Origin of the sequence: Vulcanococcus sp. Clear-D1 (genome assembly GCF_014654725.1) — a bacterium.
Classification (GTDB): domain Bacteria; phylum Cyanobacteriota; class Cyanobacteriia; order PCC-6307; family Cyanobiaceae; genus Vulcanococcus.
Genome location: NZ_JACVZV010000037.1, coordinates 106,343 through 119,871, shown reverse-complemented (window position 1 = coordinate 119,871; position 13,529 = coordinate 106,343). Strand labels below are relative to the sequence as shown.

The window sequence follows — 13,529 nt, the reverse complement described above, 5'->3', positions numbered from 1 at the left end:
AATCAGGAAGATTTCGTAAACGTGTGACGCTTGTTACGCACCGGGCTGCTCGCTGGGCGAATCAACAGTGACAGCAAGGTCTTGAAGGAGCATCAGCAAAGCCACACCCATCAACGCCAGGGCCGTGCCAGCTTGCTCATCACCCACCAACGCAAGAGTGCGGGCAGCGCTCAGGTGTTGACTCCAGCTCAGACGCATGGACTGCTCCTGCGGTGTTGTACTCCTAACGGATTGGCAAGGCGCGCACGACAAATGCAGCAGCGTTTTACAAACAGTCACCGTTTGAGATCGCTGACGCGCGCCCTGGCTGGGTAACCACCGCTACGCCCGGCAAGACAAGGCTCCATACGGTGGCTGGGTCCCATCGCCGTTGATCGATGGCCCCCATCGAACTGAGCCTGAATCAATCCTTTGAGGTGGAGCGCCTCAAACGCGAAATTGATGCCCAAACCGATGCTGCAGCCCTGCGCCACCTGGCGAAAGATCTGCTGAAGGCCTGGTTCAGCGAACAGGCGAACACCAATCAGGCCATCAACAACCAATTCGGCAACTGAGCTCTCAGGCCAGGGGCCTGCCCTTCCAGGTCCAACCGCGGCCGGTGAGGGTTCGCCACACCGATGTGGGACCGATGGCACCTACCAAAAGGCCACCGGCCCCCATTAACCACCAGAGCCGAAGCGGAACCTGAAACTGGCTTCGGCTCCAGAGCCGGAGCAACAGCTGCAACAGGATTCCCCCTGCCGATAGGACCACAAGGGCCAGCCACCAGCTCTCCTGCTGCGGCATCAGCTTCAGCAGCACCAAGCCTGAGCCGAGCAGCAGCCAAGGGCCGCTGAACATCAGCACCACCACAGCCGCTGCGCCGAGTGCCTTGCTCACACTGGAATCGAGGCCAAGAAACCAGTTCTTGCTCCAGCCTTCCCAGAGAGCGGCGAGATCGGAGTACATGCTCAGCTCCAACACATCAAGCCCCAGCAGGTAGCGGAGCCGAAGGCCTTGGCTCTTGATCCGGCGGGCCAGAGCTAGGTCTTCCACCACCTCACCGGCCAGGGCACGGTGGCCGCCGATCTGCTCATAGGCCGCGCGGCGAAACAGCATGAACGGCCCAGCCGCAAAAGCCACTGGGCTAGCGGGATCATTGGCAGCTTCGATCGGAAAGCCCAAGCCCAGCAGGCTGGCCATGATCGGCTGCACCATCCACTCAGCCAGGCAGGTGCAGGCCAGCCGCGGCGCCAGACTGAGCAGATCAGCTTGGTCGCTGCGGGCCTGCGCCAGAGCGCGCCGGAGGGCATCCGGCTGAAGGCGCACGTCGGCGTCGATGAACAGCAGCCACTCGCTCTGGATCTGTTGGGCCGCTTGGGTGCAGGCCCAGTTTTTGCCAACCCAACGTTGATCCGTTGGCCTGGAACCAGCCTGCAGCAGTTGAAACCGTTCCGGCGGGCAAGCACTGGCCGCAGCGGTGGCCGTGGCCAAAGCCGTCGTGGCATCCGTGGAGCCGTCATCCACCACCACCACACGCCAGTCCCCGCTGGGGGGATCACTGGCCAGCACATGGCTGAGGCAAGCCTGGATGTTGCCGGCCTCGTTGTAGGCCGGGATCACCACGGTGAGGGAATCTGCCGGGAACGGCTGTTGGCTGGGCAGCGGCTGCAGCCTGGGCGCCACGGCAAACACCCGCTGAAGGCCGGCCAACAGAATCAAGAGGCCAAAGCAGGCCGCCGCTGCCAGGGCCACCAGCAGGGCCGGTGCGTAAGGGATGGCTGCCAGATCAATCACGCCAAGCTCCGCAACAGGCTCAGCAGAGCATCGCGGGGCCGATCCGGCATGGCGGGCGGCCTGGGCTGCTGCGGATGCAACAGCGGCACCAGGCTGCTGAGCCCCAGCATCACGAAGGAGAACGCGCCAAGCAGCGCCAGCAGGCGAAGCCCCAACGGCCGGCCGCAATCCACTGGCCAGTCGCCATCGTCGGGCTCAGGGGGGTGCCAGCGCTTCATGCAGAGCCGCGATACTGCCCACCTATTGCACGCCATACCCACCCGATGACCCGCACCATCGCCGTGAGCGGCGCCTCGGGCAAAACCGGATTCCGGATCGCTGAAGAACTCCTGCGGGTGGGGGATCAGCCGCGGTTGCTGTTGCGGCCGGATTCGGTGGTGCCTGCATCGCTGACGCAGTGCGAGCAGCGTCGGCTGCAGCTGAGTGACCGCGGGGCCCTCGATGCTGCGCTCTCGGGCTGCGATGGTCTGGTGATCGCCACCGGGGCCCGGCCTTCGGTGGATCTCACGGGCCCGATGCGCGTGGATGCCTGGGGAGTGCAACACCAGGTGGAGAGCTGCCAGCGGCTGGGGATCCGGCGGGTGGTGCTGGTGAGCTCGCTGTGCGCTGGCCGCTGGCGCCATCCACTCAACCTGTTCGGCCTGATCCTGGTGTGGAAGCGCATCGGCGAGCAGAGCCTGGAACGCAGTGGTCTGGACTGGACCGTGATCCGCCCCGGCGGGCTGTCGGAACGCGAAACGGATCTCGAGCAGGAGGGAATCCGCTACACCAACGCTGACCAGCAGGAGAGCGATTCCATTCCGCGCCGGCTGGTGGCGCGCTGTTGCGTGGAAGCGCTAGCCACACCAACGTCCATCGGCAGGATCCTTGAAATCACGAGCTCCCGGGAGCTCCAGCCAATCAACCTGGCGAAAGCTCTGGAGGCGCTGCCGCAGCTCGCGTAGGGTGCAGTAACACTTCGTTACGCCACCATGCAGACGGATTACAGCACCGCCATCACGGCCATGGTGTTGATCGGCCTGGCCCTCACCGGTGGCGTGCTGTTCGTGCTCAGCCGCCCGAGCGATCTCGACAAACCGAAGCCATGAACTGATCGGCAGCGGCAATCGCCTCCTGCAGGTTGGCCTGCTCACTCAGGCCGGAGCGCTTGGTGGGCTTGAAGCTGTGGTCACCGTCAGGGATCCAGTGCAGCTGCACGGCTGGACTGAGCCCGTAGGTCTCCACCTCAGCGCGACGCCCAAAGCTGTCGCGCTCGCCCTGCACCACAAGCGTGGGCTGCGTCAGGATCTGCAGATGATCAATCCGCAGGACATCGGGCTTGCCCGGCGGGTGGAACGGGTAGCCAAAGCACAGGCATCCCAGCACTGGGGCAGCCTTGGCCTGCTCCTCGAGCACCAAGCTGGCCATACGGCCGCCCATGGATTTGCCGCCGATGAACAGCGGCCCCTCGGATGCAGCCGCAGCCACCTGATCACGCCAGCTCTGGAGGAGCACGGGTTGGCGATCTGGCGCCCGGCGCTTGCCGCTCTGACGCGCCTGGGCCATGTATGGAAATTCAAAACGCAGCACCCGCCATCCCAGCTCCGCCAGGCCGCAGGCCATGGTTTGCAGGAACGGGCTATCCATGGGGGCACCGGCCCCATGAGCGAGCAGCAGCGTGGCGGGGGCCAAGGCAGGCCCGTCGATCAGCTGCAACGGAGCTGGTAGGGAGGCTTCAGGCATCCGGGCATTAAAAAACCCCCGCCGCAGCGGGGGATCCAAAACGGCTGAAGCTCTCAGCGCGATGGCTGGTTCAGCCGATTACAGGGGCGGTGAGGGCCACAGGGATCGACTGGGTGGTTGCCAGGTCAAGGGGGAAGTTGTGCGCGTTGCGCTCGTGCATCACTTCCATCCCCAGGTTGGCGCGGTTGAGCACATCAGCCCAGGTGTTCAACACCTTGCCCTGGGAATCCAGGATCGACTGGTTGAAGTTGAAACCATTCAGGTTGAACGCCATGGTGCTGATGCCCATGGAGGTGAACCAGATCCCCACGACGGGCCAGGCACCAAGGAAGAAGTGCAGGCTGCGGCTGTTGTTGAAGCTGGCGTATTGGAAGATCAGACGACCGAAGTAACCGTGGGCAGCCACGATGTTGTAGGTCTCTTCCTCTTGGCCGAACTTGTAGCCGTAGTTCTGGCTTTCCGTTTCAGTGGTTTCACGCACCAGGGAGCTGGTCACCAGCGAACCGTGCATGGCGGAGAACAGGGAGCCACCGAACACGCCTGCCACACCCAGCATGTGGAAGGGGTGCATCAGGATGTTGTGCTCAGCCTGGAACACCAACATGAAGTTGAAGGTGCCGCTGATGCCCAGGGGCATGCCATCGGAGAAGGAGCCCTGACCGAAGGGGTAGATCAGGAACACCGCGAAAGCTGCCGACAGCGGAGCGCTGTAGGCCACGCAGATCCAGGGGCGCATGCCCAGGCGGTAGGAGAGCTCCCACTGACGGCCCATGTAGCAGGAGATGCCGATCAGGAAGTGGAACACCACCAACTGATAGGTGCCACCGTTGTAGAGCCACTCATCCAGAGAGGCCGCTTCCCAGACGGGGTAGAAGTGCAGGCCAATGGCGTTGCTGCTGGGAATCACAGCGCCGGAAATGATGTTGTTGCCGTAGATGAAAGAACCGGCAACGGGCTCACGGATGCCGTCGATGTCGACGGGGGGAGCCGCAATGAAGGCAACGATGAAGCAGATGGTGGCCGCCAGCAGGCAGGGGATCATCAGCACACCGAACCAGCCCACATAAATGCGGTTATCGGTGCTGGTGACCCACTCACAGAATTGTGACCAGGAGCTGGAGCGGCCGCTGCGAAGAGCAGTGGTCATGAATCAGCTGACTCTGAACGAGCCGGATGAGAATGAGCGCCACAGATGTGGCACAGCCACGCTATGGAGCCGCGCAAAAAAATCTCGGAAGCAAAAATTAAGTTCGTCAGACCTAACGCAACTTCATGAAGGCCTTCATGAACACTTCATGAAGTTGATCATCAAGCCGTTGATGAGGCGGATGCAGTTTTGAGGGCACCCGCGGTGCCGCTCTGGAGCACCCACTGCTGCGCCTGCTGCAGGAAGCCTGCCCAATCCAGCTTTTCTTCCTCCGCTGCCCGGGCCACCAGCAGAGGCGCCTGCTGTTGCAGCAAGCGTTCCAGCTCCGCCTCGGGAACCCCTGCAGCCAGTGCCATGTAGTCGGCCATGGCCCGCCCCACCACACGGGTGAGATAGGCAGCGCTGAGGGCTTGGAGGGCACCGCCCACCAGCCATGTGGCCCCATGCAGCTTCACCAGCGCAGCAAGCGACTGCGCGCTCCACTCCACAACCCCCAGCGCCAGGCAGGCTTTGGCGAGATGGAGCGCTGCCGCCTGGAGCTGCTCCAGCGACCAAGGGCAATCCCACAGGCGTGCCATCTCCTGCAACATCAGCCCATTGGCAGCAGCCAACACCAGCAGATCCAAGCTCGGCAGAGGGGCCACCACCACCCCGGCAGCAACGGTCCACTGGGTGCGTTGCATCAGTTGCTGCCACTGCCGGCGGCGCAGCGTTTCCAGGGCCACCTGCCAGCTGGCGTGCAGCTCTTCGAGGCAGCGCTGTTGGGTGAAGCGCAAACGCTCGGGGCCAAGGGCGGCAAAGGCCTGGGCAAGAGGCTGCAGATCAGCTGCACAGGCCTCACTCAGCTCAGGCGACCAAGGCCAGCAGTGCTGCCGCAGATGCTCCGGGAGCTGGTGCTGCAGCTGTTGCAACGCCAGTTGCCAATCCCCCAGCGGACGATCCACCAGCAACAACACCTGCTGGCCCTTGGGCAGCGCTTCAAGCCAGCGCAGGTCTGCCGCTGAGAGAGGCAGGCTGAGGCGATACACGATCAGATCGCAACGCCGGAAGGCATCGGGCCAGTGCCAGGCCGCGCTGCTGGGGGGCAGCGGCTCACTGCGCAGCACCCGCAGCGGCAGCGGCGATGGGCAGTGCTGCAGCAGCTGGGCCTGCAGAGCTTCACTCCAGCCGGCCTGACCCACCAGGGCAACCTGCAGATGGGAATTGTTCTGGCTCTGGCGCAGCTGCTCCAATTGCTCGCGGCGCTGCTGCTGCTCCAGCGGATCGGCATCCGACTCAAGCCGCTCAAACCTCTCCAGCACGCTCTGGCAGCGCTCCAGCCAGCCCTCCACACTCGTGGGCAGTGACCGCCCCGAAGGGCGGAGACGGCCGCTCAGCAGCCAAAAGCCCGCGGCCGCCGCGCTGAGACTGATCACCGAGGAGAGGGCGCCGTGGCTGCTCTCCAAAAGGATCACGCCACCACCCAGGCCTGCAGCCAGGGGCCAAAAACGACGCAGCTGAGGCAGCAAGGCGGCACTGAGCAGGGGCGATGGCGGGATCAACGGCTGCAGGGTCCTGCGGATGCGCCGGTTCTCTTTAGCTCAGCTGGTGTGCACTGCCCAGACCCAATACCTTGGGTCCACTGTTGTGAGCCTGCCGGGCCATGGGACTCGCCAGCACGGGTCAGGCATCGTCACCCGCCGTGCTGCAGCGCGATGACAACCGCGATGCGGTGAAGCGCGTGCTGCTGATCGCACTAGCCGTGAACGTGTCGATGACCCTGCTCAAGCTGGTGATCGGCCTGCTCACCGGGTCCCTTGCGGTGCTGGCCGATGCCATGCACAGCGCCACCGATGGTCTGAGCAGCCTGCTCGGCCTGATCACCAACGGGCTGTCCGATCCCAGACCGGATCGGGATCACCCCTATGGGCACGACAAATATGAGGGCCTGGGGGCCCTCGCCATTGCCGGGTTCATCTTGTTCACCGCTTTTGAGATCCTCAAAAGCTCCCTGGAGCGCATCGCGGCCGGTCTGCCTCCCCTACGCCTCGATGGCCACGACCTGTTGCTCCTGCTGATCGTGCTCGGCTGCAATCTGCTGCTCGCTGGCTACGAACGCAGCCAAGGCCGCCGGCTGGGCAGTCAGCTGGTGTTGGCGGACGCCAAGCACACCACCAGCGACATCTGGACCACGGTGGTGGTGCTGGTGGGCCTGGCGGGCGTGCTGACCCTGGGCATCGAATGGCTCGATGTGGCCATGGCCATTCCGCTCTGCGTGCTGCTTGTGCGGGCCTGTTGGCAAGTGCTCTCCAGCAACCTGCCCTGGCTGGTGGATCAGATCGCCATCGCACCGGAGGCCATTCACGAAGTGGCCATGACCGTGCCCGGTGTGTTGAACGTGCATGACATCGCCAGCCGGGGGGTGTTGGGGCAGCGGGTGTTCATCGAGCTGCACATGGTGGTGGACGCCAACGATCTGCCGACAGCGCACCGCATCACGGAACTGGTGGAGGAGCATCTCGAGGCCCGCTTCGGCCCGGTGCGTTGCACGATTCATCTAGAACCGCGGGAATACGCCATCGCCGACATCACCTTCCGCGGCACCCATGGCTGAGCTGCTGACGCCATTGACGCCGCGGCTCCAGCGGCAGGTGGATGGATTGATGAGGGCTCAGCAGCAGCAAGACCGGTGGCATGGCGCGCTGCCGGTGTTGCTGCTGGATCGCTGCTGGCTGCAGCTCCAGCAGGTGGGGGTCGAAGACCTGGCCCGGGCGCTGCCCCCGGACAGCACCGGCGATGCCCCAGAACTGGTGCGCTTCCGGGAATGGCGCCAACAGGGTGTCGAGCATCTGCAGGCTCAGGAACTCTGTTGGCAGGAATTCGGCCGCCAGAGCTGCAGCCAGGCGCTCCGGCGTTTCTGGCGGGCCCAGGAGCGCGGTCACCACGGCTGGACCCTCAGTGCCTATCTGCAAGTGCTGGAGCGCTACCGCCAGCTGCTGGAGGCCGACGGCCCCACGCCCATCCCCCTGTTGGTGCTCGCTCGCCAAGGCAGCGCGGAACACCACCGGCTGCATTGGTGCTGGCCCTGACCACCAGCCATAGGGCACACTTGCGCCTGACTGTTCAGGTGTGCGGCCATGGCCGACGGCGATTTCCAACCCAGCTCGAACGAACGTTTCCGCGGCGACCGTGGCCCACGCCAGGGCGGTGGTTCCCGTGATGGTGGTGGCCGCGAGGCCGGTGGCTTCCGCATCCGCTTGAGCGACAACGAAATGCGTGCCGCCCGCGCCGTGCAGGAGGCTTTCGGCCTTCGTTCCACCGTGGCGGCCCTGGGCCTTTCGATCCGCACCGTTGCCCAGCTTTTGGAAGACGGCAAACTCGATGAGGTAGTGGCGCAGCACCGCGCCAGCGGCGGCGGTCGCCCCGGCGGTGAGCGGCGTGGCCCCCGGCCTGAGCGTGGTGAGCGCCCCGCCTCCAGCCGGCCGAACCCCTTCGCGCGGCCGGCAAAACCTGTGACAGCAGCACCAGAGGTAGCTGCTGAAGCTGAGGCACCGGTGGAAGCGGCCCCTGAGGCGGCCACCGCTGAAGTGGATTCGGCAGAGACTCCGGCAACCGAAGCGGCAGCCGCTGAAGCCTGATCACTCAGGGCGGGTTCGCTGGAAACGCCTCAAGGCAGAATCCGGCGACTCGCCAGTGATCACAGATGCCAAGGGCCCGGGTTCTCTCAGGGGTTCAACCAACCGGGTCACTGCACCTGGGCAATTGGCTTGGCGCCATCCGCAACTGGGTGGATCTGCAGGACAGCCACGACACGTTTTTCTGTGTGGTGGACCTGCATGCGATCACCGTTCCTCACAACCCGGAGCAGCTGGCGGCCGACACGCGCAGCACCGCCGCGCTCTATCTGGCCTGTGGCATTGATCCCGCCAAAGCCACGGTGTTTGTCCAGAGCCATGTTCCCGCCCACAGCGAGCTGTGCTGGCTGCTGAATTGCGTCACCCCTCTGAACTGGCTGGAGCGGATGATCCAGTTCAAGGAGAAGGCGCTCAAGCAGGGCGATCAAGTGTCGGTGGGCCTGCTCGATTACCCGGTGCTGATGGCCGCCGACATCCTTCTCTATGACGCCGACCTGGTGCCGGTGGGAGAAGACCAGAAGCAACACCTGGAACTGGCCCGCGACATTGCCCAGCAGCGCATCAACGCACGCTTCGCTCCCAAGGATGCCGAAGGGGAGCCGATCCCTGTGCTCAAGGTGCCTGAGCCCTTGATCCTCAAGGAAGGGGCTCGGGTCATGAGCCTCACCGATGGGCGCAGCAAGATGAGCAAAAGTGACCCCAACGAGGGCTCTCGCATCAACCTGCTCGATCCACCCGAACTGATCACAAAGAAGGTGAAGCGGGCCAAGACCGACCCAATCATGGGCTTGGAATTCGGCAATCCCGAGCGCCCCGAAACCGACAACCTGCTGGGGCTCTACGCCCTGCTGAGCGGCAAAGGTCGTGAGGCAGCGGCCAGTGAATGCGGATCGATGGGCTGGGGCAGCTTCAAACCGCTGTTGGCCGAGACGCTGGTGGAAGCACTGCGGCCGATCCAGGAGCGCTACCGCGACCTCAGCAACGACCCCGCTCAACTGGATCGGGTGCTCCAGCAGGGCCGTGAGCGAGCCAATGCAGTGGCCGAAGCCACCCTGGAGCGCACCCGCCAGGCACTCGGCTTCCTGCCACGCCCCTGAACGCCGGCAGCAGCGTGATCAATCCCAAAGGAAACATAAAGACGCCTGATTGATCACGTGGTCGCCGCCACGACCGGCACACATCTCTCTCGCCAGTCCCAGCCCGGTCTCAACCCATTGGGCGATGGTCGAGCACATCTGCGTCTCATTTGTCCAGGTCGGCTGGGATGGGCTCGTACCTGCCCATCGCCGGGCAGCAGGCTGCCCAGACCTTGTCGTGTTGCCCTTGCGTCTGCGTCGCCATCTCCCCTCCTCTTCCCACCCGGCTCCTGCATCGTCTGCTGCCACAGCCCTGGGGCTGCTCCTTCTGGCCGCAGGCCCGCTGGTTTCCCCATCGCAAGGACGTCAGCAACTGAGTGAGGGCAGCCGGACAGGCGATCCACGGCACGCATCGGCAAGTGGCCCCGGCAGCTACACGATCACGCCGCAACGGCGTGCCTTGCTCAACACCATCCGCTACGCCGAAGGCACGTGGAAGCAGGGCAAGGAGGGGTACCGCACCCTGTACGGGGGAGGTCGCTTCAGCAGCCTGGAGCGCCACCCGGAGATTGTGGTGGTGAAGCGCTACACCAGTGCCGCTGCAGGGGCCTACCAATTCCTGCCCGGCACCTGGAGTGAAGCGGCGCGCAAACTGCAGCTCGAAAGCTTCGCGCCCAGTAGCCAAGACCAGGCAGCTCTGTATCTGGTGGATCGGCGCGGCGTGCTCGATCAGATCGATCAAAAGGGGCTCACCCACGAAGCGATGGCCGTGCTGGCGCGCGAATGGGCCTCATTTCCCACCCTCGCTGGCCGCAGCGCCTACGGGCAGCCAGTGAAACGGGCGGAAGACCTGCAGCGCTTCTACAGCAGCAACCTCAAGGCCCTAGGGGTTCAGGCCTGAGGTTCAGCGTCGCCGCGCCCATCCGGCGGCAAAGCCACACCGGCGATCCGGAGCATCGAGGAGAGATTCCACACGCGCATCATCAGGCGATGCCAGGGAGCCATGGCATCCATATCGACAGCCATCGGCGTGGTGCAGGCGGCCCGCAGGGCGCGGGTGGCGGCAATGGCCTGCAGGGCTTCCTCGAGCTTCTGACGCAACGATTGCTGCTCGGAAGCCGGAAGCAGCGCATCAGGTGTGAGCTCCAGCAGCACCAAACCGCGCTGGAACCAGAAGCTGAAGTCGTCAAACAGCGACTGCAGCAACTGATCCAGCAACTGGGCTGGCTCTGAATCCGGTTCAGATGGCGGCGGGAAGGAAGCACTCATCAGGCTCAGCGTAGGAATGAGCCCAAATCCCCTGCGTAGGATCGGGGTTGCTACCCCACAGCCGTGACCGCGACCCGCCCTGCCGCCTCCAGTTCATCCGGCAGCGTCGCAACCACCACGGCCACCACAGCCGCCGGCGAAGCTGGGCAGACCGCCGCGATCCACCTGCCGAAAACCAGCGAAAGCGAGCAGCTGCTGCGCATCCGCCACTCGATGAGCCATGTGATGGCGATGGCGGTGCAGCGCCTGTTTCCCAAGGCCCAGGTCACGATCGGTCCCTGGACCGAAAACGGCTTCTACTACGACTTCGATAGCCCCGATCCCTTCACCGAGGCCGATCTCAAGGCCATCAAGAAGGAGATGATCAAGATCATCAATAAGAAGCTTCCGCTCGAGCGCCTCGAGGTGAGCCGCGCCGAGGCGGAGACGCGGATCAAGGCCCAGAACGAGCCCTACAAGCTCGAAATCCTCGCGGGCATCAGCGAGCCCATCACCCTTTACACCCTCGGTGAGGAGTGGTGGGACCTGTGCGCTGGCCCCCACGTAGCCACCACCGGCGAGCTCAATGCCAAGGCCTTTGAGCTGGAAAGCGTGGCCGGTGCCTACTGGCGCGGTGATGAAAACAACGCCCAGCTCCAGCGCATCTACGGCACCGCCTGGGAAACCCCGGAGCAACTGGCCGAATACAAACGCCGTCAGGAAGAGGCCAAGCGCCGCGATCACCGCCGCATCGGCACCGACCTTGATCTCTTCTCCATCGAAGACGAAGCCGGCGCTGGCCTGGTGTTCTGGCACCCCCGTGGCGCCCGCATGCGCCTGCTGATCGAGAACCTGTGGCGCGAGTTGCACTTTGCCGCCGGCTACGAGCTGCTCTACACGCCCCACGTGGCGGACATCAGCCTCTGGAAGACCTCAGGCCACCTCGACTTCTACAGCGAGAGCATGTTTGGTCCGATGCAAGTGGACGAGCGGGAATACCAGCTCAAGCCGATGAACTGCCCGTTCCACGTGCTCACCTACGCCAGCACCCTGCGCAGCTACCGGGAACTGCCCATCCGCTGGGCCGAACTCGGCACCGTGTATCGCTACGAGCGGCCTGGCGTGATGCACGGCCTGATGCGCGTGCGCGGCTTCACCCAGGACGACGCCCACGTGTTCTGCCTGCCGGATCAGATCAGCGATGAAATCCTGGCGATCCTCAACCTCACCGAGCAGATTCTCTCCACCTTCGATTTCCGCCATTACGAGATCAACCTCTCCACCCGGCCCGAGAAATCCATCGGCGAAGACGCCGTGTGGGATCTCGCTACCCAAGGCCTGATCGAGGCCCTCGATCGCAAGGGCTGGGCGTACAAGATCGATGAAGGCGGCGGCGCCTTCTACGGCCCCAAGATCGACCTCAAGATCGAAGACGCCATCGGCCGGATGTGGCAGTGCTCCACGATCCAGCTCGATTTCAACCTGCCGGAGCGGTTTGATCTCGAATACGTGGCCGCCGATGGCTCTCGCCAGCGGCCGATCATGATCCACCGCGCCATCTTCGGCTCGCTGGAGCGGTTCTTCGGGATCATGACCGAGAACTACGCCGGCGATTTCCCCTTCTGGCTCGCCCCCGAACAGATCCGGTTGTTGCCGGTCACCGATGAGGTGCGTGGCTATGCCGAAGCGGTGCTCAGCCAGCTGAAGGCAGCCGGTGTGCGCGCCAGCATCGATCACTCCGGTGATCGCCTCGGCAAGTTGATCCGCAATGGCGAGCAGATGAAAATCCCGGTGCTTGGGGTGATCGGCGCCAAAGAGGCCGAAACCGGTGCGATCAGCCTGCGCAGCCGCCGCGAGGGCGACCTGGGCAGCGTCGCCCTGGCTGATCTAGTGGCAGCGGCGAGCCAGGCGAATCAGGATCGGAGTGCAGGTCTGCCCCTGGGCTGATGACCACCCTCCTGGCCGGCGACATCGGCGGCACCAAGACCCTTCTGGCCATCTATGCGCTCGAGGGCGATCGGCTCAGCCAACGCCGTGCCGAGCGGTTCGTGTCGGCGGACTGGCCGGATTTTGGGGAGTTGGTGAACCATTTCCTGGCCGCTGAACCCAGCAGCACCAGGCCCACCCACGCCTGCTTCGCCGTGGCAGGGCCGGTGCGTCAGGGCCGGGTGAAGCTCACCAATCTCCCCTGGCTGCTGGAGCAATCGGCCCTCGCGGCGCAATGCGAGCTCCAACAGGTGGACCTGGTGAACGATTTCGCCGTCTTGATCTACGGCCTGCCTCACGTGCAGCCGGATCAGCACACCCTGCTGCGGCCAGCCGTCAGCGGGGCCGATCCCCAGGCGCCGGTGGCGATCCTTGGGGCAGGCACAGGTCTGGGCGTGGCCATCGGGATGCCCACGGGAGCAGGGCTCAAGGCGATGGCCAGTGAGGCCTCCCACGCCGAGTTCGCGCCGCGCAGCGAGGCTGAATGGCAGCTGAAGTGCTGGCTGAAACAAGATCTCCAGATCGAGCGGGTGTCGATCGAGCGGGTGGTGAGCGGCACCGGGCTTGGCGAGGTGATGCGCTGGCTGCTGGCCACCGATCCCAGCGGCGCCGGCCATCCCCTGGCGGATGTGGACAGCACCGATCGCCCGGCCGCCACCGCCACTGCCGCTGCCGCTGGCGATCCCCTGGCCCGCAGCGCCATGGATCTCTGGTTGGGGGCCTACGGCAGCACCGCTGGTGATCTAGCCCTGCAGACCCTCTGCAGCGGAGGGCTTTGGGTGGGAGGCGGCACCGCTGGGAAGTTGCTGGAGGAGCTGCGCTCGCCCGCTTTTCTAGGTCCGCTGCAGCAGAAGGGTCGCCTCAGTGCCGTGCTGGAGCAGGTGCCCGTCTATGCCCTCACCGACCCTGAAGCCGGCCTGTTCAGCGCCGCCTGCCGCGCCCGGATGCTGATGGGCTGAG

The 13,529-nt window shown here is 64.6% G+C and carries 16 protein-coding genes; 9 read left to right on the top strand and 7 right to left on the bottom strand.

The genetic code is table 11. From position 1 onward, the window contains the following. Positions 1-33: 33 nt before the first annotated feature. Entirely contained in the window at positions 34-198 is a 165-nt protein-coding gene (locus H9532_RS14555; RefSeq protein WP_296369820.1) for a hypothetical protein, read from the bottom strand. A gap of 179 nt (positions 199-377) precedes the next feature. Between H9532_RS14555 and H9532_RS14550 the strand changes: the two genes are divergently transcribed. Further along, positions 378-554 (top strand): hypothetical protein, encoded by a 177-nt coding sequence (locus H9532_RS14550; protein WP_296369818.1) that lies wholly within the window; start codon positions 378-380, stop codon positions 552-554. 4 nt (positions 555-558) lie between these two features. Here the strand turns inward: H9532_RS14550 and H9532_RS14545 are convergent, their stop codons facing one another. Continuing rightward, positions 559-1,776 carry a glycosyltransferase family 2 protein gene (locus tag H9532_RS14545; protein ID WP_296369816.1) on the bottom strand — a complete coding sequence of 406 codons (1,218 nt, stop codon included), beginning with the start codon at positions 1,774-1,776 and terminating at the stop codon, positions 559-561. Beyond that, entirely contained in the window at positions 1,773-1,994 is a 222-nt protein-coding gene (locus H9532_RS14540; protein WP_296369814.1) for a hypothetical protein, read from the bottom strand. Before H9532_RS14540 ends, H9532_RS14545 begins: the two co-directional genes overlap by 4 nt. Before the next feature lie 45 nt (positions 1,995-2,039). Between H9532_RS14540 and H9532_RS14535 the strand changes: the two genes are divergently transcribed. After that, positions 2,040-2,720 carry an SDR family oxidoreductase gene (locus H9532_RS14535; RefSeq protein WP_296369812.1) on the top strand — a complete coding sequence of 227 codons (681 nt, stop codon included), beginning with the start codon at positions 2,040-2,042 and terminating at the stop codon, positions 2,718-2,720. A 106-nt stretch (positions 2,721-2,826) separates the two neighbouring features. Here the strand turns inward: H9532_RS14535 and H9532_RS14530 are convergent, their stop codons facing one another. From H9532_RS14530 to H9532_RS14520, 3 genes are all read right to left on the bottom strand, one after another. Beyond that, positions 2,827-3,498, bottom strand: coding sequence for an alpha/beta family hydrolase (locus H9532_RS14530; protein WP_296369809.1), 672 nt, complete (start codon positions 3,496-3,498; stop codon positions 2,827-2,829). 70 nt (positions 3,499-3,568) lie between these two features. Further along, complete coding sequence (gene psbA / locus H9532_RS14525; protein WP_296369807.1) at positions 3,569-4,645, bottom strand: photosystem II q(b) protein; 1,077 nt, start codon at positions 4,643-4,645, stop codon at positions 3,569-3,571. Between the two features lie 161 nt (positions 4,646-4,806). Further along, positions 4,807-6,186 (bottom strand): YcjF family protein, encoded by a 1,380-nt coding sequence (locus tag H9532_RS14520; RefSeq protein WP_296369806.1) that lies wholly within the window; start codon positions 6,184-6,186, stop codon positions 4,807-4,809. A gap of 101 nt (positions 6,187-6,287) precedes the next feature. Here H9532_RS14520 and H9532_RS14515 point away from each other — a divergent pair, with 101 nt between their 5' ends. The 5 genes from H9532_RS14515 to H9532_RS14495 all read left to right on the top strand — a co-directional run bounded on the left by H9532_RS14515 (position 6,288) and on the right by H9532_RS14495 (position 10,236). Then, positions 6,288-7,238 carry a cation diffusion facilitator family transporter gene (locus H9532_RS14515; protein ID WP_296369804.1) on the top strand — a complete coding sequence of 317 codons (951 nt, stop codon included), beginning with the start codon at positions 6,288-6,290 and terminating at the stop codon, positions 7,236-7,238. Further along, a complete protein-coding gene (locus H9532_RS14510; protein WP_296369802.1) occupies positions 7,231-7,713 on the top strand; it encodes a hypothetical protein in 483 nt (160 codons plus the stop codon). Before H9532_RS14515 ends, H9532_RS14510 begins: the two co-directional genes overlap by 8 nt. Positions 7,714-7,761: 48 nt before the next feature. Then, on the top strand, positions 7,762-8,262 hold the full coding sequence (locus tag H9532_RS14505) for a hypothetical protein (RefSeq protein WP_296369800.1): 501 nt from the start codon (positions 7,762-7,764) through the stop codon (positions 8,260-8,262). A 65-nt stretch (positions 8,263-8,327) separates the two neighbouring features. Continuing rightward, positions 8,328-9,356 carry a tryptophan--tRNA ligase gene (gene trpS, locus H9532_RS14500; protein WP_296369799.1) on the top strand — a complete coding sequence of 343 codons (1,029 nt, stop codon included), beginning with the start codon at positions 8,328-8,330 and terminating at the stop codon, positions 9,354-9,356. Between the two features lie 352 nt (positions 9,357-9,708). Beyond that, positions 9,709-10,236: a glycoside hydrolase family 104 protein gene (locus H9532_RS14495; protein WP_296369892.1), complete on the top strand. Its 528-nt coding sequence runs from the start codon at positions 9,709-9,711 to the stop codon at positions 10,234-10,236. Here the strand turns inward: H9532_RS14495 and H9532_RS14490 are convergent. Continuing rightward, positions 10,227-10,604 carry a DUF2605 family protein gene (locus H9532_RS14490; RefSeq protein ID WP_296369797.1) on the bottom strand — a complete coding sequence of 126 codons (378 nt, stop codon included), beginning with the start codon at positions 10,602-10,604 and terminating at the stop codon, positions 10,227-10,229. The genes H9532_RS14495 and H9532_RS14490 overlap by 10 nt on opposite strands. Before the next feature lie 213 nt (positions 10,605-10,817). Between H9532_RS14490 and thrS the strand changes: the two genes are divergently transcribed. Continuing rightward, positions 10,818-12,530, top strand: a complete 1,713-nt coding sequence (gene thrS, locus H9532_RS14485) for a threonine--tRNA ligase (RefSeq protein WP_296369890.1) — start codon at positions 10,818-10,820, stop codon at positions 12,528-12,530. Continuing rightward, on the top strand, positions 12,530-13,528 hold the full coding sequence (locus tag H9532_RS14480; RefSeq protein WP_296369794.1) for a glucokinase: 999 nt from the start codon (positions 12,530-12,532) through the stop codon (positions 13,526-13,528). The genes thrS and H9532_RS14480 overlap by 1 nt, the downstream gene beginning before the upstream one ends. Position 13,529 lies beyond the last annotated feature (1 nt).

Bases quoted from the DNA above. Each gene is read 5' to 3' on its own strand.
- H9532_RS14555 (WP_296369820.1), bottom strand. From the start codon at position 198: ATGCGTCTGAGCTGGAGTCAACACCTGAGCGCTGCCCGCACTCTTGCG.
- H9532_RS14550 (WP_296369818.1), top strand. From the start codon at position 378: ATGGCCCCCATCGAACTGAGCCTGAATCAATCCTTTGAGGTGGAGCGC.
- H9532_RS14540 (WP_296369814.1), bottom strand. From the start codon at position 1,994: ATGAAGCGCTGGCACCCCCCTGAGCCCGACGATGGCGACTGGCCAGTG.
- H9532_RS14535 (WP_296369812.1), top strand. From the start codon at position 2,040: ATGACCCGCACCATCGCCGTGAGCGGCGCCTCGGGCAAAACCGGATTC.
- H9532_RS14530 (WP_296369809.1), bottom strand. From the start codon at position 3,498: ATGCCTGAAGCCTCCCTACCAGCTCCGTTGCAGCTGATCGACGGGCCT.
- psbA (WP_296369807.1), bottom strand. From the start codon at position 4,645: ATGACCACTGCTCTTCGCAGCGGCCGCTCCAGCTCCTGGTCACAATTC.
- H9532_RS14515 (WP_296369804.1), top strand. From the start codon at position 6,288: ATGGGACTCGCCAGCACGGGTCAGGCATCGTCACCCGCCGTGCTGCAG.
- H9532_RS14510 (WP_296369802.1), top strand. From the start codon at position 7,231: ATGGCTGAGCTGCTGACGCCATTGACGCCGCGGCTCCAGCGGCAGGTG.
- H9532_RS14505 (WP_296369800.1), top strand. From the start codon at position 7,762: ATGGCCGACGGCGATTTCCAACCCAGCTCGAACGAACGTTTCCGCGGC.
- trpS (WP_296369799.1), top strand. From the start codon at position 8,328: ATGCCAAGGGCCCGGGTTCTCTCAGGGGTTCAACCAACCGGGTCACTG.
- H9532_RS14490 (WP_296369797.1), bottom strand. From the start codon at position 10,604: ATGAGTGCTTCCTTCCCGCCGCCATCTGAACCGGATTCAGAGCCAGCC.
- thrS (WP_296369890.1), top strand. From the start codon at position 10,818: ATGAGCCATGTGATGGCGATGGCGGTGCAGCGCCTGTTTCCCAAGGCC.
- H9532_RS14480 (WP_296369794.1), top strand. From the start codon at position 12,530: ATGACCACCCTCCTGGCCGGCGACATCGGCGGCACCAAGACCCTTCTG.